Consider the following 21,341-nt stretch of genomic DNA (forward strand, 5'->3'; position numbering starts at 1 on the left):
AACTGTAAATTTGTCACGTTCTTATCTTTTTGACCAATAAATCTAAGGGGGGTCAATATGCCCGGAATGGGGGGTCAGTATCACCGGAATATCCATCACGATTCACGACCCTCGTCCTCCATAGCTCGACAGAGCGAAGGAGGAACAAAAAAAAGGCCCTCACACCCTGTTGCGCAACGTGTGAAAGGCCGTAGTTAAATCAGTTGTCTAACTTAACAATACAAAAGTATGAAAAATTACTACAGGCGAAGCTATGCCTATGCACTATCTTTTGCCCTTTTCCTAACCTACAACTCCCCTACTTTTTCACAGAACCAGCCACAAAAAACAATCAGTGGTAGTATTACCTCTGGCGCGGCCCCGCTTAGTGGCGTCAACGTCTTGGTAAAGAACACCGCCCGGGGGAGCATTAGTGATCTGGAGGGGCGTTATTCCGTTAGTGCCTCCGCAAACGATACGCTTGTGTTTACGTACGTAGGCTACAAGCTGCGGGAAGTTGCAGTTGGCAGTGCCCCTATTTTAAATGTTGTTATGGAGGTGGATGCGCAGGCATTGGATGCGGTGGTTATTAATGCGGGCTACTACAAAGTTTCCGATAGGGAGAAAACAGGGAGTATCACTCGTGTTACCGCTACCGAAATTGAGAACCAACCCGTTTCCAACCCTCTTGCCGCTATGCAGGGTAGGATGGCGGGGGTGAATATTGTGCAGAACACAGGCGTGCCGGGCGGTGGGTTTTCGGTGCGTATCCGAGGACGTAACAGCATTCGGGCGGATGGCAGCGAACCGCTTTATATTGTAGATGGGGTGCCGTATTCATCCTTGTCGCTCGGAAATATAAATATTTCTACTGTGCTGGGCGGGGTACAAAATCCATTGAACGGTATCAATCCAGATGACATTGAAAGCATATCCGTGCTCAAAGATGCCGATGCCACTGCCATTTATGGGTCCCGGGGCGCAAATGGCGTAGTCTTGATTACAACAAAGAAAGGAAAAGCCGGCACCACAAGGTTTCAGGTCAGTACCTCCACCGGTGTCGGGAGCATCACGCGGCGGATGCAGTTGCTCAATACAGAACAATATTTAAATATGCGTCGGCAAGCCTTTGCCAACGATGGCATCACCGAATATCCGGTATACGCTTATGATATAAACGGTACTTGGGATCAAAATCGATATACCGATTGGCAGGAGGAACTAATGGGGGAAACGGCCTATTATACCACCGCCAGTACCTCCGTTCAGGGAGGCAGTGAGGAGACCCAATTTCTGGTCCGTGGAAATTATGAGGAACAAACCACCGTGTTTCCCGGTGATTTCAAATACCAAAAAGGGGGTGCCTTGGTTAACCTCAACCATACTGCCAAGAATGACAAATTCAGCCTGCAATTGAGCGCAAATTTCGTCACCGATAAAAATAAACTGCCCCCAACCAACTTGGTGTATGATGCCTATTCCCTTGCTCCAAACGCGCCTTCATTGTTTCTTGAAAATGGCGACCTGAATTGGGAAGAGGGAACGTTCACCAATCCTTTGGCACAATTGAATGGGGATTACCAATCCAAAACCACTACCCTAATTGGAAATGCCGTTATTGCCTATCGTCCCTTTAAAGGCGTGGAATTAAAAGCCAATCTTGGCTATACAAAGAATGAACTGGAAGAGGATAAGACGTCCCCGCACACTATCTATAACCCCGACTTTGGGCTGGACAGCAGCTATTCCTCCATATTTCTGAACAATGGTAACAGACGTTCCTATATTGTGGAGCCCCAATTGGCATACAACTTTAAAATTGGCAAGGGACGGGTGGACGTGCTCGCCGGGGGTACGGTACAACACGAACTGACTGCTAAAGCGGTGCAGTTTGCGAGCGGCTTTGCCAGTAACAATTTAATATATAACGTTGCGGCAGCCTCCAACATTTCCATCCTAAACGATACTGAAGAAATTTATAAATACCGCGCCCTTTTTGGCAGGCTAAATTTCAATTGGGACCATAAATACATTCTGAACCTAACGGGAAGGCGGGATGGTTCAAGCCGCTTTGGTCCTGGCAAGCAATACTCCAATTTTGGAGCCGTAGGAGCGGCTTGGGTCTTCAGCGAAGAGCCACTTATAAAAAATAATATCGCCTTTTTAAGCTTCGGAAAACTCCGCGGCAGTTATGGTACCACCGGAAACGACCAAATAGGAAATTATGGTTTTCTGGACACCTATACTTTTGGAGGGCTTTCCTATCAAGGGATGCAGGGCTTATCCCCTACCCAATTGTTCAATCCAGATTATGGATGGGAAACAAATAAAAAACTGGAAGCTGCACTCGAACTGGGGTTATTTAACGATAAGCTCAATATGAGCGCCTCCTATTATAGAAATCGCTCCTCCAACCAATTGGTAGGCATTCCATTACCTGGCACAACTGGATTTACCTCCATACTGGCAAACCTTCCCGCTACGGTTGAAAATACCGGCTGGGAGTTTGAACTTACCACCACCAATTTTCAGAACGACACCTTTTCGTGGAAGACCTTTATTAACCTTTCGTTGCCCCGCAATGAACTCATTGCCTTTCCAAACCTTGAGGGTTCTACATATGCCAATCAATACGTTATTGGGGAACCGCTGGACATACTGTTGCTCTATAACGCCACAGGAGTTGACCCGCAGACTGGCTTGTATACTTTTGAGGATGTGGATGGCGATGGCAGCATTACCAAACCCAACGACGCCAAAACAATCGCCAATATGGCTCCGAAATATTTTGGGGGTTTTGGCAACTCGCTAACATATGCCAACTTTTCACTGGATTTTCTGTTCCAGTTCGTAAAACAAAAGGGCAGGAATTTTTTCGCCGGAGGAACACTGCCAGGATCAATGACAAACCAGCCTGTGGAAGTTTTGGACAATTGGCAACAACCCGGGGATGATGCGTCCATTCAACTTTTTACTACGGGCATTAACCAAGAGGCCACCTTGGCCTATGTAAATAATTCCGCAAGTACCGCCAGCGTAAGTGATGCCTCCTTTATTCGCTTAAAAAACATTTCGCTTTCCTACACCATCCCCGCTCCCCAAAACCTCAATATAGGCTGTAGGGTGCATCTTCGGGCCCAGAACTTACTCACCTTCACCAAATACAAGGGTCCGGATCCGGAAACGCAGGTGTTCAATAACCTGCCCCCACTTAAACTTATAACAGCTGGAATTGACTTTAATTTTTAAAACAACGCAATATGAAAAAAATAGAAATAAAAATTAGAAACACCGCCCTACCCCTGGCCGCCTGCATATTGATTTTGCTGCTCGGTTGCGACAGCATTGAAGTGGAAACACCAAGCCATTTGCTGAGTGGCGAGAATGTATATACCGATGCCAAGACCGTTGAGGCAGCCATGATAGCCATCTATGCAAATTTAAGGGATTCCGGGCTGCTCACGGGTACCCCCCAAGGAGTATCGACGCTTATGGGGAACTATGCCGATGAACTTGACTACTACAGTTCTATACGGCTGGCGGAGGAACCTTTCAATAAGAATTCCTTAACGGCAGCGGAACCCTCCATTGCCGAATTATGGAACGGGGCATATAACCAAATATACCAAGCCAATGCAATTTTGGAAGGGGTTCGGGATTCCCGCTTTTTTACAGTTGAGGAACAAAACCAATTTACGGGAGAGTCCCTTTTCGTTAGGGCCTTGATACACTTTTATCTGATGAACCTATACGGGGATATTCCCTACATAACCACTACCAATTATCTGGAAAATAAAATTGTCTCCAGAATGCCTGAGCAGGAAGTCTATTCGGCAATTGTCGAGGATCTTATGGCGGCACAGGAACTGCTTCCCGAAATGGATGTCACTGCCCAACATCTAAGGCCCAATAAATATACTGCCCTCGCCCTCTTGGCCAGGGTGCACCTCTATAACAAAAATTGGGAACTCGCCAATCAATATTCAAGTGTGGTAATTGATAATAACGGATGGGAAGAAAATATTGAAAATGTATTCCTGAACACTAGTTATTCAACACTATGGCAGTTTAGTCCCAATGAAGTGGGTGGCAATACCCTTGAGGCAAACACCTTTATAATCCTATCGGCACCGCCTTCGGAAAGGGCATTAAGCAATCGTGTGGTGGATGCATTTGAGGCCGAAGACCTCCGAAGAGTACATTGGGTGGGCGAAATAAGCGATGGTACCACTACCTGGTTTTTTCCCTATAAGTATAAAATTGGATTGGGTGCCGGCACCTCACAGGAATATTCCATAGTCCTTCGGATGGCGGAACAATATTTAATTCGGGCAGAAGCAAGAACAATGCTGGGCGATCTTGCCGGAGCACAGGCTGACATTAATAAAATAAGGAACCGGGCGGGATTGGTAGCTACTTCCGCATTTTCAGAAGCTGAGCTTTTGAAAGCCATTAGGCAGGAACGACAAACGGAACTCTTTACGGAATTTGGCCATCGCTTTTTCGATTTAAAAAGGTGGGGATTATTGGATGAAATACTAAATGGCGTAAAACCTGGGTGGAATTCAACAGATAGAGTATTGCCATTGCCCGAAAAGGAATTATTGGTAAATCCTAACCTACAGCCCCAAAATGATGGTTATTGATATGAAACTCCCTCTCCCAAATAGATTACTTTGGATTAGCAGAAAAGTAATTTTTTTCATTTTTTTCCTATCGGCCTGCTCCTTCTGGGGGCAGGTGGATAGTAAATCTGGAAAGTCGCCCATAAATGACCCTAGGTGGCACACCATGGTACCCCAGCAAATAGCGTCCGATGGAAAATGGACTTCCTTTTCGCTTTATTACCCAAAACAAGCCGATACACTTTTCCTTTTGAATACCCAGACAAGAAAGAAATTTGAAATCCCAAATGGCACTTACCACCAATTTTCAAATGATTCAAAATGGTTCTTTGCAATTGATTCAAAAAAACGGCTAAGCATAATTGACCTTATGGCTGAAAACCATAGCTATACCCCTAATGTACCCACCTTTAAAATTACCGACGATTCTAAATATCTTGCCTTTTTGGAAGACACGGAAACCGCTAAAGGGAATAAATTAATACTAAGGGATCTGGATAAAGGCGCTTCCCTACCAATGGAAAATGTTACCGATTTTATATTTAATAAAAGCGGAAGTCAACTGGCATGTGTTGTAAAAGACAAAGAAGAAAGCAAACTAATTGTGAGGGACTTAGCCAACAAAAGGGACGTCGTTCTTGCCCGCAGTAAAAATGACTATGATAATATTACTTGGGCAACTACGGGGAATGGACTTGCATTTTATGAAAGGTTTTCAGATAATACCATCCTCCATTGGATAGCGGATTTAAATAACCCGACAATTATCAAAAAGTTTGACCCCAAAAAAGTAGGTCTAAAAATTTCTGAAATTACTTCGGAATCCCTATATATTTCGCCAGACTTAAAGACAGTATTCTTTTATGCCTCCCATGCTAAAAGCATCCCTGCCAAAACAACTAAAGACAATGACCCAGCAACAGTGGAAATCTGGAATACCAAGGATGAATTTTTATATCCTGCTTATAAGAAAATTAAAAAAAATCTTGAAAATCCGGATATATTGGTTTCTTGGAATCCTTCCTCTGGGTTTTGGCAATTTCTGGGCGATAGCCTCCATAGCAAAACAATTTTAGGAAAGGATGCAAAATTCGCCTATGCCACTACCAATAAAAATGCCTTTATTCCAGCAAATGATTTAGCAATTGCTTCGGATATTTTAATTTATAATTTGGAAACAAAAAAGGAAAAAAGGGTAATGGAAAAGCCCCATAATTTGGAATTTCACGTTTCCCCTTATGGCGATTTTATGGTGTATTTCAAGGAAGGTAATTGGTGGTGCTACAATGCCAAAACGCAACAGCATACCAACCTAACAAAAGATATTTTTATAGATTTCACTAATAAAAATGCACGAACCTTCCCCACTCCTTCCTTCGGTTTATCCGGTTGGTCCAGTGACGGAACCCATGTATTCCTGTATGATGAATTCGACGTTTGGACAATAAACTTATATGACCAAAAGGCTGAAAGAATAACCAGTGGAAGAAAGGAGAAAACAGTTTTTAGATTTTACACTCACTTGGCAAGTCCGTATCAAAACATTGAAGGCTTGCGTTCCCATGCCCCAACTTTCGATCTAAAGGAAGGGGTCGTTTTCAACGCCAGAAATCTGGGTGATGAGCGAACTGGGTATTTTACCTTTAATAGCAATGAGGGATTAAGGGAAATAATTTTTGGAAATAGCCTTTTCTCCAACTTGCGGCTTGCCGACAATGGTACGACCGTTGTTTATACTGAGGAACGGTATGACTTGCCGCCACGGTTGATTTATAAAAACTTGAGTTCGAAGGAGCCCTCTATTTTATTTCAGTCCAATTCACAGCGCTTTGAATATAATTGGGGAAAATCAGAATTAGTTTCCTTTCAAACCGAAAAGGATAGTTTAAAGGGTGTTTTGTATTATCCTTCCAATTTTGACCCTAAAAAAAAGTACCCTATGATTGTTCATTATTATGAGGAATGGTCCCATAAATTAAACAATTTCATATTCCCATCCAATGAGGTCGAGTATGGGTTTAATATTGCAAATTATACCTCTCAGGATTATTTTGTTTTCAGTCCCGATATTGTGTATGAAATCGGTAATCCGGGAATGTCTATGGTTGAATGTATTACGGCGGGGGTCGATAAAGTGTTGGAGCTCCCATTTATAGATTCAAAAAAAATGGGCGCCTATGGGCATTCGTGGGGTGGTTATGAAACCATGTTCCTGATAACCCAAACAGATATGTTTGCTACAGCTGTGGCCGGAGCAGGATTTAGCGATTTGCGAAGTTTTTATTTCTCAATGGCATGGTTGTGGGACGTGCCACAATCTTGGCGCTTTGAAAAGTTTAGCATCCGGTTTGGCAAAGGTTATTTTGATGAACCCAATGCCTATGAATCAAATTCTCCCATTAATTTTACGGAAAACATTAAAACTCCTTTTTTAAGTTGGACCGGGGAGCAGGACACCAATGCAAATTGGGAACAGACAGTAGCATTTTTTCTCGCCCTGCGAAAACTGAATAAAGAACATATTATGTTGTTATATAGGAATGAAGGACATGTAATGGCTAACCAAAAAAATGCGCTGGATTTAACGGAAAAAATAAATCAATGGTTCGATTTCTATTTAAAGGATTTACCTCCTCCCGCTTGGATTACGGAAACGCATTAAAAAAGGCCGGCGATACGCCGGCCTTTTCTACCCATTTCATTAGGGCATAAAAAGTAAGTTTGGACAATGTCCATCAGTAGGGTTATTCTTACCCCACGCTTGCTGTCCTCCTGGTGCCCGACATACTGGATTTGGAATGGTCGAACAAGATACTTGCGTATCACAAGGTTTCTGTAAAGTAGCATAGCCGATTGGCACTGCACTTTCCGTCGATTCGATATTGGTCGCAAAAGCGCCACCAATAGCTATGGCAAAAGCCAAAATTGGCAATAACCATTTTTTTCTCATCTGTTTCATTATATATAAATTTAAATTAATTATCGACCTACTCTCTTCTACAGGTTTTCAGTCTCATCCCTGTCACTACGTAGTATTTTTTAAATTTTTGAATCCATTTTAAATAACGTGTTATCCAAATGGTATTCAATGAGGTAATGATCCACCAGCGCATAGAGGGTTAAACCATCAACCCTAAACTCCTTGAGCTTTTCTAATCCAGGATGGTATAGATAAAAACTGAAGTCATAAGTTTTTGATTGCAGATTATAAACATCTATAATAGAAGCACCCTTTAGCATCTTTTCAGATTCATATTTACCTAACCGATCACTCTGTATAAAAAGATATTTTCCGTGCGTGGCCGCTTGAAGATTTACTCTAATAGGATTTTTCCCTAGCTTCTTTTCATTCTTTGTTTCAATTGTTCTTACATCCAGTTGTGCCACTGATATGGTGTCTATGGTTCGGCCTCGGTAATCCAACGAAAAATCGCGGTTGGCTACATCATATTCATTTCTGTAGAAATACACATAAAGTGCCTTTTGAAGTAGCTTGTTGTATAGCAATATACCATCTGTATCAAAGAAGACATCTCCCTTGGCCTGCAGGATATTTGGATAGTATTCGATTTTTGTTTCGGCATCCAAACTAAACTGACCAATAATATTTCCCCCTGTTTGGGCATCAAAGGCCCGGAAAACAAAGGCTTTTCCCTTAATGGGTACAGCATTTATAAATTGTGGGATTTTAAAAGGTTGCTGCATACCATTTAAATTTGCTAGGTCTCCTTGAAAAATTACAGGAACAGTGCCATCCATACTATAGACGGTACTAGAATCTACATGGGTTTGCAGATAGCGAAAGGCAAGATTGGGATTTGAAATTGTAAGGACCCGATGTATTGTATCAAGCCGGTCTCGATCAAGGGCCAATAAATGCATTGGAGCGGAAGCATTTCCCAGATATAGGCTGTCCTGATTAAACCCTCCAAAATAATAGGAGTTGAATTCCAAGTCCAATTTATGGATTTCATTGGCGGGATGATGCGGATACCTCCGCTGAAACGCATTGTTCCGATGCATCTTCTTCTCCGAAAACGCAAACAACAGCGTGACGGCAGCAACACCAAAAATGGCAAGGGTGGCATGCAAAAGCAAGGTCTTTTTGATATTCCTTTGCGCAGTAAAAAAGATCGCCACTCCCGCCAGGATTATAAAAACAATATTAAAAATAAGGTGTTGTGTCCAGCTAAGTTTTTCGAGTACCCCGCCACAGGAGCAGGGAATAAATTCGGAGAAATTAAGAATGATATAGATATAGGCCGTAAACATAATCATTAAGGTAAAGGAGGCATAAAGGGCTGGGATTCTATATTTTGGAATGTTTAGTAAAACAGCAATAAGTATTTCCAGACCTGGAACTGCCCAAGCTACAATGGCAGCGTAAGCACTGAGGAGCGGCGACTGCGCCAATTGCACCGTAAAAGTCTCAAAATCCAAAGCTTTACTTACTGCAGCATAAACAAACAACAAGACAAATAAATAAGATACTCCACCTACGAAGTGCTTTTTCAGAAATATCAATATGGATTTTACAAAGGTCATTTTTTGAATTTAAGTCTATGCTTTACTTAACATTCACAAAATTAACCAACTAGAGAACGAACATAGGTTGTTTCTGCCTTACTATATAGAGGGTTTAACCTTTCAGTTTGTAAGGAATTTCCGCCAAAAGTAAAATTGAGATAACGAAAAAGTAAGGAGTCTTAAATAATTTTTGAAGTCTTATATCTTATGTCTAAAGGTCCTACATTCACAATTCTAAATATAATTAAACCTTAAAAATTTGCGATAGAACAATTCAAATAAACCCAAGCTCCCGGGCCTTTAATAAAAGTTGTCGATCATCAGCTTCTTCTATATCGAAAAGTAATTTTATATGCCGTTTCCTTTTTTCGATGGCCGCAATAGAAAAGGGTAAGATTTCAGGTAGCTCTTTCATTTTTATGCCTTGCGAAAGTTCATACAATAACATCCTATCCCATTTATCAAGTAAAAAATCATGACTTACAGATTTCCGCAAGGATTTCAGTACACTTTTACTGTAGAAAGGAGGATCACTCAAAACATCTAGAATTGCTGGTAATAAAATGCCCGTACTAATATCCCCCTTGATTAAAAAACCATCTGGATTAATGCTTTTAAAAATGGTGTGTATTCTGTAATTATTGTTAAACGTAGTGGCTATAATTATCTTTGAATTTGGAAAACGCGCTCTAATCTCTAAACCAATATCTTCTCCAGATAAATGAGTCCCATCTTTCGACTCTGGAATTTTTATGTCCAAAAATACCAAATCGATATGCTGTCCTGTAGACTGTATCCTGTCAAGAAGTTCCAACGCCGTATCGCAACTATTTGCTTCCGAAATAGTAAAGTTCAATGCATCATTAGCTGCCTCAATATCCATTAAAGAATTTCTATAAGCTTCAATAAGCAATGGATGGTCATCTATAATTATAGTATTTAAATTTTTTGGGTTCATAATTTATCATTATTTGGAATTGTTACGGTGATATCCGTCCCCTTTCCTACTTCACTGGAAATATTAAATATCCCTTTTAACTTTTTTGTCCGGGATTTCATATTGCGCAAACCAATCCCATTTGTGCGTATGGAACTCGTGAAACCTTTTCCAGTATCACTTATTTTCAATACAACAAAATCACCTTCTTTTCTAAGGGAAACACAAACTAGTTTGGCTTCCGAATGTTTTATGCAATTTTGTAACGCCTCCTCCAAAATTCTATAAATATTGGTTTTAAAATAATCATCAAAACCCTCCCAATCTACGCTAGGATCTGCATAATATTCATATTCAAAACCGCCACTATCGGCCCTCTCTTTAATCAACTGTTCCATCCATCGAATAAATCGTGTATCACTCAGCATAATCTCATTTTGTAAGTCGTGGCTAATTCTTCTAATTTCTCTTTCCACCAAATCTAAATGATTAAGCAACTTCCAATGCGCTTCTAAAACCTCCCTATCCCCTTCTAGCTTTAAACGCTCCCAATTCAATCTAATCCCTAAAATTCTTGCTAGAATCCCATCGTGTAGCTCTTCCGAAATTCTGCGTCTTTCCTCAAGCTTCCCCTTCTCAATACTTGCTATTTCCTTTAATGTCAGTAAATAAATCTGTTCATCCGCTTGTTGCTGCTTAACCTCAAACTCCAATGCCTTATTTTTAGATCGTTGCCTAAGAAGCACTACAATCAAAATCAAAATTGTTATCAAAAAAATACTGCCAATAACTATCCACAATCGTGTTCGTTCCAGTCTTTCGGCTCGATGGATATAGCTATCGGTTTCATAGTGTATCCTGGCAAATTTATTTCGAACCTTCCTTTCATCTTGATTCAATTCTTTAGTTAACGATATATGTTTTTTCAAATAAAAGTTACGCTCCTCAGTATTCGTTTTCGCTAAAAGTAAAAGAGCATTCAAAGCGTCCCGCTTTAAATCAATTTTATTTGCCAAATCAAAAGCAGTTTCAGCATTAGCTCTAGCATTTACTGTATCTCCTACTACCAAGTAATATTGTGAAAGATGGACGTAGCTCATCACAAGACCTTCTTTATTTCCAATACTATCGCGTAACTGTAATGCTTTGTAAAACGGACTAGGCAAGGTTCCAAATTCCCCTAATAATAGTAAGCTCATAGCCCTATTATCCAAAATCCTGGCATATAATGCAGGGTCCAAGCTTCCTATCTCTTTATTGGAAACAACGCGATCAAATGCCTCTATGGCTTCTTTTTGATTTCCTGTTTTCTGATATACCATCCCAATATTATTTTGGGTGTCAAAATAGTAAATTGGTCTGCGTGTTGTTTTTTGCCAATAATTTAGAGCAGTATCATAATTCCGAAGTGCCTCATCATATTCCCCTAAATTTTTATGGACTACCCCCAAATGGTTATAGCATAAATATAATTGAGTGTACTTCTTGTCTTTTTCAAAAAGAGCAATGGCTAGGTATAATAAATTTTCGCTTGCAGTGTACTCTTTCAATCGCCCACTGATAAAAGCCATATTATATAGCATTTTTCCAGCATAATAATCATTGCTTTCTTGAAAAAACCTGTATGCCTTCCGGTAATGAAAATAGCTGCTGTCAAGTTTATTTCTCTCCAAATAATAAATTCCATAATTCCAATGAACATTTCCTAAGACGAGGGTATCATTCCGCTTTTTGGCCAATAATAGTCCCTTTTTACCGGAATCTAAAAAAAGCGCAGTATCACTTTGGGAAGCAGCCAAATATGAAATTTTGCTATAATAAACCATTCGAACACTATCATCTTTAGCCAAAGTATTTTGGTGATAGGCAGTTCTTAGATTTTTCAATCTTTCTTCAGGTATTAATCTTGGATCCTTTGCCTTAACAAGAAGTGAATCTATTTTTGTCGTAGCTGGCACAACTCCAGAAGATCTTTCATTACAATTTAAAATGAATGTGCTTAAAGTAACTACTGCTATGCCGCGAATAAGAAAAGAAGGATACGCTTTCAAAACAATTCATATTTGGGGTAACACAAATTTAGTAAAGCCTTTCCATTTAAGAAAAGGCTCTACTTTGTAAGTCATACTTTAGTCCTTATCGTTATCGGGCCTTACACTGTCATCATCTCCTGTGTTTACAACTGTTCGTACTTCGTTGGTTTCAGTTAATGCAGTAGGTGTGCACGAGACAAATAATCCTGATAATAATAGTATCAGACATAAAAGTGATAAAATTTTCATGATAAAATTATTTAAGTGAAATAATAGATAGTTCAGATCACCGCTTTGATAATCTATATTCACTTGTGCACAAGGAAAACCGGTCGGGGAATACCAGCTAGGAGAGCAACTTCCTTACATCGAAAATAAATTGATAACTTAATTAAATAAGTAAGTTTTAACCTGTTTCTTGTGAAACCATACCTCCCCATGGTATAACCTCCAATTTCCATGGTAAAACTTAAAATGAACGAGTTCCTATTAAGCGTTCCAAAACTTCCATATTATTTAAATATTTCTCCGAAAAAGGAATCCGCTCCTTTCTCTTTTTTAGCATTATAAAATGCTTACAACGGTTAATCCTAAAGATCTGGGATGCATTTATTATATAGCTCTTTTGAATTCGCACAAAGGGAGCCGAAAGTCTATTTTCAAAATGCTTAAGGGAATTAAAAACAGGTAGTATCCTCCCATCTTTTAAATGGATATCAACATTGTTGTTATCTGCTTTGAAATAAAGAATGTCCGATACACGAATATAGTACGCCTCCTTCGGTGAGGAAACTGTCAGAATCCTGTCTTCCTTGCTAATTTGATTTCTGCAGATTGATAAAGCTTCAAATAATGCTTCCCTTGAGTAAGGCTTCATTCTAACATCAGTAAACCCCTTTTTTAGAGCATAAAATGCCCTTTTATAATCAGAAGTCAGACCTACAAGACAAGCACTCTTAAAAAACCTATTGTTCAGAATATTTTCTTCTTGAAAGTCAATGTCTAAAATATCCAAATCCAGCAGTATAATATTTGGATCATAAGTCATTAAAGACGCCAAAGAAAAACACAAATCCATTGATTTGCCCACCATTTTATAATCCGAAGAATTTAAACAAAATTCCGTCATATAATCGCCAAGTTTTGAATCGTCGGATATTGTGAAGATGGTTATCAAAACTGTCATTTTCCAGTTCAATAATAATATCCACTTTTATAAAAAGAAAAGTAGGGTTTCCCCTTACTTTTTGTATGGAAAAACCTTCGCATTTATTCTTTTTGTCCCGCTATCTTAGTTTTGATAGAACTCCCCAATCTATCTAAAACTAAAAATACTTCAACCGCTAACCTACCATGAAATACTGTAACCGAATTGTAGCAAATTTGGAACGGAAAATTCAAAAAATAAATTCCGAATCCAAAAATGTCTTTGAGGAAATCGAATTGGGAATCTTTCACAGTAAAAAAACATTGAGAAAGCTACGTGTCAAAATCACAACTGAAGGTTTTTTATCTCCTGCAGAGGAATGCCTATTCTTTAAGACCATAAAACCAAAACCCCTGGGATACTTAATATATTATCTCATGCTGGCTACCTTTCAAACAAACCGGCCCCAAAACAGTAATAAAAAGATTAAAAAACATATAGAAAACCACATAATGCTATATCAAAGCTATTTTATGGAACATAAGGCGTTCTACCAGTATCTAGAACGCAAAAGAACGGATAGGGATATAGAATATTTTTTTCGTTACAACGGCATAATAAAGTTTCATCCAGATGCTTTATCCTATTGTATCGACGAAGGTTTTTCGACCTCCCACGATTTTATTGCAGCAAAAATTTTCGCACATAAGTTGCTTATCGAAAGACTCAATAATGAGTTGAAAAATCTAAATAATCCTATTATCGTAGAAGCTCCTTCCATAACAACAAATATGAACTGGACAGGAACAAAATCAGATTTAATTGAATTAATTTACGCACTCCACGAAACGGGAAGTATCAACAACGGCAGTACAGATATAAAAGACTTGGCAGACCTATTTCAGCAAGTTTTAAATATTGACCTTGGTGAATACTACCGCACCTACATAGAAATTCGCTCCCGCAAAATCAACCAAACCAAATTCCTGGACCGAATGAAAAAAAATCTAGAGAAAAAAATGGCCGATGCCGATCAATAAATAAGAATCACACTACAACCTCTCACTTCTCACTTCTCACTTCTAAAAAACACCCACCTTGGGCACACCTTGTGAATTTTATTCCCTCAATCTTCAAATCTTTGTCCCACGAAGGTCAAATCGTGGAAAAAGTTACCAATCAAAAAAAGCCATAACCTTTGGTAGCTTTTTAAAATCCCCGCCTTTGAGCGGGGATTTTTTCTCATCTAAAATCTAATTCTTATGCCAGCCACTATTATTACAACGGAAGATTTAATGGAATTTAAACTCGAACTCTTCAATGAAATTAAAAAATTAGTAGAGCAACTATCTGCTCCTTCAGAAACAAAAGTATATCTCAAATCTGCTGAGGTAATGGAAATGCTCTCCATCAGTCCAGGAACTTTGCAGAACCTCCGAATAAATGGTACACTACCCTACTCAAAAATTGGAGGAATTATTCTATATGAACTTAAAGAAATTGAACGGGTAATGGAAGAAAATAAAGTTTCAAGCTATTAAATCGCTCTCAATCAGTATGCGAATATTATTATAATACAAACCAATGTCCAATGTCAACTACATCGCACACTTAAACGCTTTCTTTATGACTATCGCCAAAGATTCCCGTCTTAACCCAACCCACATAAGCCTTTATATGGCCTTATTCAACATTTGGAACATCAACCGCTTTCCAGAAGACTTTATCATAATCCGCGATGAAATTATGAAGCTGTCAAAAATCGGCTCAAAATCAACATACCACCGTTGTTTAAAACAATTGGATAGCTGGAAATATATTCGATACATTCCTTCCCACAATTCCTTTATAGGCAGTAGGGTTAGCTTGTTCATTTTCGGGACAACCTCTAAACAACCCTTGAACTCGCCCGTCCCAAATCAAGGACAACCCTTAGTACCATATATAAACAATAACAAACAAAATCAAAACCTATTTAAACGGGAACTCCCACAAAACGAAGAAATAGTAATTTCATTTTTTTCTGAAAATGATTGGCCAAAAATCGAGGCCCAAAAATTCTATGCCCATTACAGCGCCATAGGATGGCGTATTGGCGGAAAAATAAAAATGATGGATTGGTACGCCTCCGCCAAAAGTTGGATGCTAAAAGCCAAAGACCTCAACCTAAAGCAAACCCCACTCCCCCAGTCCCAAAATCGGGACAACTTAAAAACCACCAAATCCAAAAACTATAAAGAACCCCTTTAATCGAAAAAAACGAAGTACTAATAACAGTCACGACAAAGGTTCTTGAGTGTTTTCTTTAGCTCGGAGAGCAAAAGAAAAAGTACCGTAAGACAAACAAAGGTTCCTGGGCCGTGATCCCTAAGCAGAGTTGAAGGGAGTCGAAGAAAGCCGAAGGCCCACAACCGACAACTGATAACTCACAACCCACAAATGAAAACCCTACCCAAATACCACCCAACCACCCCGCACATCCTCATCGAAGGTGGCGTAGAATTTCATTTAGGTAAAATGAAAGGAGACACCATCAATTACGATTTTTCGAAAATGCTCATATACCTCAACGCAAAAGGAAAACTACTATTCGGAAAAGAATTCAAAATCCACGAAGAAGACCATCAAATAATCTATCAGCTATGCCTCTACTTCATCAAAGATGACGTCAGTTGTCCAAAATTCAATATCGACCCAACTAAGGGAATACTACTCAGTGGCCCCGTAGGCTGTGGCAAAACAACATTAATGAAATTAATGCGACACCTAGTCCCCCATCGTCGTCCCTATGATATCATCCCCACCAGAAATATCGTATTCGGCTTCAACAACCTCGGATATTCCATTATCGAACAATATGGCAACAGCAATTTCTACTGTTTTGACGACCTAGGCGTAGAACCCGAAGGAAAGCACTTTGGCAAAGACTGTAATGTAATGGGAGAAATCCTCCTCTCACGTCACGAATTATTTCTAAAAAACCCGGTCCCCGAGCGGAGCCGAGGGGTAACTCACATAACCACAAACCTCAACGCCGAAGAAATCGAAAACCGCTACGGCAACCGAGTACGCAGCCGTCTCCGCGAAATGGTAAACGTAATAGGCTTCGACAAAACCACAAAAGACAAACGAAAATGAAACTAAAAAAGTTTTACCGTTTCCAAACCAATTCCAGGTACCTGAGTGTCCCGATTTTTCTGCGGGACGTATCGAAGGTCCAATTTAAGGTGCCTGAGTGTTTTCTCTTGCCAGTAGAGCAAGAGAAAAAGTATCGAAGGCCTCAACTCATAACCTCATAAACTTTTAACCTCCTAACCACTAAACTCATCAACATCAAACCCCAAAAAATAAACTAATGAACACCACCCCCTTCTGGCACTGGTTCACCGCCAACGAAAAAACACTCCGAAACATCCACTCCCTTTCAGACAAAGGAAGAGAAGAACTACTCTATTGGTTCTCTAAGCATCTCGAATACTACAGCCCTAAAATAGGCTATAGATTTATAATTCCTCCCGAAAATCAAGACCTACCCACCCTAGCCTTTTCCACCTGTGGAGATCCCGAAGTCGGAGCCCTCATTCTTCACCTAATGGAATCAGCCCCAAAAAATAAAGACTGGATCATCACTGCCTACATAACCTCTCTGGCAGACCAAGATCCAGACTACTTCGAAAAGGAATATTGCTTAAATGGAATTTGTCTCAAACCCTCCAATATAAAATTCTGGGCCCTGCTCATTGACCCCGACACCGATCAATTTATCTTGGGAATCATTCTCGATTTTCCAATCAACAAGTACGATTCTGATTTACTTCGCGAAATTGTGGGGATTATACTCAACGACACCCTTGGAGAAGAACGCTTTAAACACTACATAGAAGACTTTATCATCAAATCCCAAATCCCCCAAGATGAAGAATTATTCGAGTTAAAAGATTTAAAATTATTTCTGGAAGGCTTATAACTATTTCAAGCAGTTTATTGTACTCATTAATACATACTGAGCGTAGGTGCCTGAAGAGAAAACACTCAGGCCTGAACACTGACCACTGTAAGCGAAGTCTGAGGCAGAGTTTTAATATTGTTGCATAAAACTAGGACCTAATTCTTAAGAAAATTTAAAGTGTTACCCTTTCCGAAAAAAATTAAGCTAGGACTATTAGTGAAGATTGCAAAATATCGATATCAACAGACGAACTGGGAATTTCCACAAGTTCCCCATCAATTTGTGATTGGAAATAACCCCTACTCTTTTTGAAAAGTTTTATTTCCTTAGCCTGGAAACAGCGCACTTCTTTTTGGAAATCGGGTCTTTTGAGAAGCATTAGCAAACCGAAAACCAACATTTTCAATTTGGGAAGTTTGGGGACAATCACAACGTCAAAAAGACCGTCTTGAAGAGATGCTTTGGGAGTTAGGCTCATTCCGTATCCCATCATATTGGAATTTGATATGAAAATAAGAAACGGATTTACCATCTGAGTGGTACCGTTGATTTCAATTATAATTTCGTCCTGTCTGTGGTATTCCTTAAAGGATTGTAGAGAAGCTTTAACATAGGTTAAAAGCGAGCGGCGCTGGGATGCTTCGTAATTCTTGATAACACTGGCATCAAAACCAAAACCGGTGTTGCTGAAAAAATAGGAATCATTGACACGACCCACGTCAATAGAAACATATTTATTTCTTAGGATTACCCCTATCGCCTTTTCCAACTGTTTCGGAATTTTCAGATTGGAGGCCAATCCATTGCCGGAGCCCATCGGAATAATACCTAAGGGAATACCCGTATTCACCAGAGCAGAGGCAACCTCATTGATGGTGCCATCCCCGCCACAGGCCACGATAATTTGGGCCTCTTCTCTTATGGATTCTGCTGTAAGGGTGATGGCATGCCTTTTATATTCTGAAATTTTAGTGGTGATTGAATATTTCTCCTGAGAAAAATAATTCCCCAAAAAGGCTTCAGAAAGTTCGTTCTTTCCCGATCCAGAAATTGGATTTATTATGAAATGGATATGGATCAACCTATTTGTTTTTGAGTTTTAAACCTCCACTTTCATATAGGTCATCCGCTACTTCATAATAAGAAATCGTTTTTTTCATAAACTCTTCGTTTAAAGGTTCGGGAGAAAGAGCGTTGTCCACAGGATTCCAAGAATAGAAATTGGCCTTTCCAAGTTCATCCAGGATCATAACCGTATTGTCTTTTAAAAGTCCCAACTTCCTGTAGTTACCTATAAACGTCCGTTGCTCGGCAGGGTCCATTTTCAAAATATTCTGGCCGAAGAGATTGGAATTATAATCCCACCCAAATTGTGCGAAGAGGGTCGGGAATAAATCGATTTGTGATGCAAGCTGGTTCAATTTTAAGGGGGATTTATTTGGTAAGTTTATAATAAATGCAGGAATGTGATAATTCTTAATATCCAGCTCCCAACGTCCAGCACTACTGGCACAATGGTCACTCATAATAACGAAAACGGTGTTTTTATACCAAGGTTTTTCTTTCGCCTGTTTTAGAAATTCATTAATCGCATAATCTGTATATTTTACGGCTCCATCCCTACCCGTCCCTGATGGGATATCTATCTTGCCTTCGGGATAAGTATAAGGCTTGTGGTTGGAGGTGGTCATTACAAAATCGAAAAATGGTTTCTTGTTGTCGTACGCTTTATCCGCCTCTTTTAATACTTTGTTATAAATATCCATATCGCAAACGCCCCAAGCGTTTTCAAATGTTACCTCACCATCATCAATATTGGTTCTTGTTGTGTTAATACTGGCATCCAATAGAAAACCACGTCCTCTATCAATAATATTAAACCCGTTGCCCCCAAAATAAGTGTTCATATTGTCGAAATAACCATCGCCCCCATAAAAGAAATTGCGACTATATCCTTTTTCCTTAAACACTTCTCCAATGGTAAATAAGCCTTGATTATCCTTCCGCTTTACGATGCTTCTTCCCGGAGTTGGTGGAATGGAAAGTGTTATGGCTTCCATCCCTCTCACTGTTCGGGTTCCTGTAGCATATAAATTCTCAAAAAAGAGGCTGTTATTTGCGAGAGAATCTAATGTGGGAGTAATGTTCTTTTCGTTTCCGAAGGTTTTTAGAAAATCGCCACTTAGGCTTTCAACACAAATAAATATTACATTAGGGCGAATCTGTTTATCAATACTATCGCGGTTTACAATTTTTCTATAAATTGAATTTGCTTGGGGATTGATCAAACTATCGCCGGCATTGGTATAAACCGACTTTAAATAAGCAAAAGCCTCCTCCTCAGGGATGGTTTTATAAAAATCTCTATAGGGCAATTCGTTATTTCTGAAGGCTGCAAAAAAAGAATAAATCCCCGCCTTTGCCAATTCATTATTATACCTGTTTTCTGAAAAGTCCGCCTTACTGTTTGTTATAAACAATCCGGTTATCAACGCAATTATGAACCAGGGCAAGGCTGCGTAAAGTTTTGCCAAAAAGGAAGTTTGGCTAGTAAAAGTGCTTTTGAAATATCCTAATTTCGAGACTATAAAGATACTCCCCAAAACCATTAATACCATCCCAGAAATAAGAAGTGGCAAGGGATAACTTTCGTTAATGTTCTTTACAACTTCATAGGTATAGATCAAATAATCAACCGCTATAAAGTTGAATCGTCTGTGGAATTCATCCCAAAAGGTGAACTCCCCGAAAAAGGAAAAGAAAACTATAAGTGTAACCAAGGAAAATCCAAAATAGGTCACTATCCTATCCAAAATGGAGCCGTAGAACTTTTTGGGAATCAGAAGGAGATAGATAAGATAAGGGATGGTAAAAAATGAAATAGTGGCAATGTCGAATAAAAAACCAATCACGAATGTATTTCCCAACTTAAAAAACCCCTTATCCACTTCGGAAAAATTCCAAATTAAAAAACTCACTCTCGCTACAAAAGAGAGAATCAGAAATAACAAGACAAAGCCTTTTAACAATGTAAACCGTTTTGGAAATGTTATTTTCATCGTATCAATTGTTTTAGTTTCTTTAAATTTTCCTGCTTTCCTTTTTCCAAAACCTCTCTCCCATAAGTAGTCTTGAATCGGTGCTCCTCCAAAAACGCAATATTGTGCAGCAACCATGTGTCATCCGTCATAGCAATGCCACGGAACAGTTCCCATTCCTTTCGCAAGAGCATATTCCTATAAAAAAAATTGAGTGTTCCCAAGTGGAACAAATCGGCATCACAAAGTATCTCCCCATAAATGTCATGGGGGTTCTGAGGCATTTTTGTAGCCTCTATGCAAGAGAGAACCCTCTCAATTTCTGTTTTGGTAAAATTTGCTTTTTCCATATACTGCGCAGCAAGTCTTTTGCTCACTTCCTCGTGGCCTTCATAATTTTCCGAGAAGCCGGTATCGTGAAAGCAGGCCGCAATAGCTATAAGATCTGCATCTTCGGGCTTCATTCCTATGATATTGGAAATCAAAAAGACATTGTCGATTACCTCTTGCGTATGCGCAAAGTTGTGAAAAGGAAGACTCACACATTTATCGCTATGAAGTATGTTTGAACAATTGTCCGTAATGTTTTTAATCGTCATCATGGTCGTGATGGGAATCAAGTTCAATTAAATTGTTGGGATCGTTTCTGATTTCAACATGGGTAATTTCGCCACCACTGGTACCCACAAATTTGGACATAACAAAACTGCTTATAGACAGGAACAGTACTGCGATAAAACCGTATTTAGCAAAAGCGAATTTTTTGTAGTGAATAAACATGGTCACTAGGGAAACACCCCCTAAAACCAGCATCATTGTATAAAAAAGTTCTGCCTGTTCTTCGTGCGTATGGATAAGGGTTTCACTCACTCCCGGTAGATTCTCTACGATATCCTCCGCAGCTTCCCCTGTATAAAAAGCAGCAATAGCCGCTAGGGCACTAAATATGAAAATACCCAGTGCCGTTGCCTTTACCTGGGGGCTCTTTGTGATATACCCTGTGAGTAAGACCAAAAACCCAATCAATACGCCCACAATGGGAAGATGGGTTACTACTAAATGAAAATGTACATCGTTCATAATTCTTTTATTTAAAATGTTAAAGG

At 39.5% G+C, this 21,341-nt stretch carries 17 protein-coding genes; 8 read left to right on the forward strand and 9 right to left on the reverse strand.

The genetic code is table 11. The features are described 5' to 3' along the window. The first annotated feature begins 228 nt into the window (after window positions 1-228). Genes K8089_RS06775 through K8089_RS06785 form a run of 3 tightly spaced genes read left to right on the forward strand, consistent with a single transcriptional unit; the run spans window position 229 to window position 7,266 of the window. A complete protein-coding gene (locus K8089_RS06775; RefSeq protein WP_237602532.1) occupies window positions 229-3,228 on the forward strand; it encodes a SusC/RagA family TonB-linked outer membrane protein in 3,000 nt (999 codons plus the stop codon). An 11-nt stretch (window positions 3,229-3,239) separates the two neighbouring features. Next, entirely contained in the window at window positions 3,240-4,625 is a 1,386-nt protein-coding gene (locus tag K8089_RS06780) for a RagB/SusD family nutrient uptake outer membrane protein (protein WP_237602533.1), read from the forward strand. Window position 4,626: 1 nt separating this feature from the next. Next, entirely contained in the window at window positions 4,627-7,266 is a 2,640-nt protein-coding gene (locus K8089_RS06785) for a S9 family peptidase (RefSeq protein ID WP_237602534.1), read from the forward strand. Window positions 7,267-7,305: 39 nt separating this feature from the next. Here K8089_RS06785 and K8089_RS06790 read toward each other — a convergent pair whose 3' ends face one another. From K8089_RS06790 to K8089_RS06810, 5 genes are all read right to left on the reverse strand, one after another. Beyond that, on the reverse strand, window positions 7,306-7,563 hold the full coding sequence (locus tag K8089_RS06790; RefSeq protein ID WP_237602535.1) for a DUF6520 family protein: 258 nt from the start codon (window positions 7,561-7,563) through the stop codon (window positions 7,306-7,308). Window positions 7,564-7,643: 80 nt separating this feature from the next. Continuing rightward, window positions 7,644-9,149 (reverse strand): MauE/DoxX family redox-associated membrane protein, encoded by a 1,506-nt coding sequence (locus K8089_RS06795; protein ID WP_237602536.1) that lies wholly within the window; start codon window positions 9,147-9,149, stop codon window positions 7,644-7,646. A 256-nt stretch (window positions 9,150-9,405) separates the two neighbouring features. Further along, window positions 9,406-10,089, reverse strand: a complete 684-nt coding sequence (locus K8089_RS06800; protein WP_237602537.1) for a response regulator — start codon at window positions 10,087-10,089, stop codon at window positions 9,406-9,408. Further along, window positions 10,086-12,119 (reverse strand): ATP-binding protein, encoded by a 2,034-nt coding sequence (locus K8089_RS06805; RefSeq protein ID WP_237602538.1) that lies wholly within the window; start codon window positions 12,117-12,119, stop codon window positions 10,086-10,088. Before K8089_RS06805 ends, K8089_RS06800 begins: the two co-directional genes overlap by 4 nt. 451 nt (window positions 12,120-12,570) lie before the next feature. Further along, window positions 12,571-13,278 (reverse strand): LytR/AlgR family response regulator transcription factor, encoded by a 708-nt coding sequence (locus tag K8089_RS06810; protein ID WP_237602539.1) that lies wholly within the window; start codon window positions 13,276-13,278, stop codon window positions 12,571-12,573. 176 nt (window positions 13,279-13,454) lie between these two features. Here K8089_RS06810 and K8089_RS06815 point away from each other — a divergent pair, with 176 nt between their 5' ends. The 5 genes from K8089_RS06815 (at window position 13,455) to K8089_RS06835 (ending at window position 17,215) form a co-directional block, all read left to right on the forward strand. Then, window positions 13,455-14,288 carry an RteC domain-containing protein gene (locus K8089_RS06815; protein WP_262913907.1) on the forward strand — a complete coding sequence of 278 codons (834 nt, stop codon included), beginning with the start codon at window positions 13,455-13,457 and terminating at the stop codon, window positions 14,286-14,288. Between the two features lie 222 nt (window positions 14,289-14,510). After that, window positions 14,511-14,789: a helix-turn-helix domain-containing protein gene (locus tag K8089_RS06820; RefSeq protein WP_237602541.1), complete on the forward strand. Its 279-nt coding sequence runs from the start codon at window positions 14,511-14,513 to the stop codon at window positions 14,787-14,789. Window positions 14,790-14,874: 85 nt separating this feature from the next. Continuing rightward, on the forward strand, window positions 14,875-15,498 hold the full coding sequence (locus K8089_RS06825) for a hypothetical protein (protein WP_237602542.1): 624 nt from the start codon (window positions 14,875-14,877) through the stop codon (window positions 15,496-15,498). A gap of 189 nt (window positions 15,499-15,687) precedes the next feature. Next, on the forward strand, window positions 15,688-16,386 hold the full coding sequence (locus K8089_RS06830; RefSeq protein WP_237602543.1) for a P-loop NTPase family protein: 699 nt from the start codon (window positions 15,688-15,690) through the stop codon (window positions 16,384-16,386). A 217-nt stretch (window positions 16,387-16,603) separates the two neighbouring features. Continuing rightward, window positions 16,604-17,215: a hypothetical protein gene (locus tag K8089_RS06835; protein ID WP_237602544.1), complete on the forward strand. Its 612-nt coding sequence runs from the start codon at window positions 16,604-16,606 to the stop codon at window positions 17,213-17,215. A gap of 181 nt (window positions 17,216-17,396) precedes the next feature. Here the strand turns inward: K8089_RS06835 and K8089_RS06840 are convergent, their stop codons facing one another. The 4 genes from K8089_RS06840 to K8089_RS06855 are packed head-to-tail and all read right to left on the reverse strand — an operon-like array spanning window position 17,397 to window position 21,315. Beyond that, window positions 17,397-18,278: a diacylglycerol/lipid kinase family protein gene (locus K8089_RS06840; RefSeq protein WP_237602545.1), complete on the reverse strand. Its 882-nt coding sequence runs from the start codon at window positions 18,276-18,278 to the stop codon at window positions 17,397-17,399. A gap of 1 nt (window position 18,279) precedes the next feature. After that, window positions 18,280-20,256 carry an LTA synthase family protein gene (locus tag K8089_RS06845; protein WP_237602546.1) on the reverse strand — a complete coding sequence of 659 codons (1,977 nt, stop codon included), beginning with the start codon at window positions 20,254-20,256 and terminating at the stop codon, window positions 18,280-18,282. After that, window positions 20,253-20,837 carry an HD domain-containing protein gene (locus tag K8089_RS06850; protein ID WP_237602547.1) on the reverse strand — a complete coding sequence of 195 codons (585 nt, stop codon included), beginning with the start codon at window positions 20,835-20,837 and terminating at the stop codon, window positions 20,253-20,255. The genes K8089_RS06845 and K8089_RS06850 overlap by 4 nt, the downstream gene beginning before the upstream one ends. Then, window positions 20,824-21,315, reverse strand: coding sequence for a hypothetical protein (locus tag K8089_RS06855; protein WP_237602548.1), 492 nt, complete (start codon window positions 21,313-21,315; stop codon window positions 20,824-20,826). The genes K8089_RS06850 and K8089_RS06855 overlap by 14 nt, the downstream gene beginning before the upstream one ends. Between the last annotated feature and the right edge of the window lie 26 nt (window positions 21,316-21,341).

The sequence above is a fragment of the Aequorivita vitellina genome (assembly GCF_022008365.1).
In the GTDB taxonomy this organism is placed as follows: Bacteria; Bacteroidota; Bacteroidia; order Flavobacteriales; family Flavobacteriaceae; genus Aequorivita; species Aequorivita vitellina.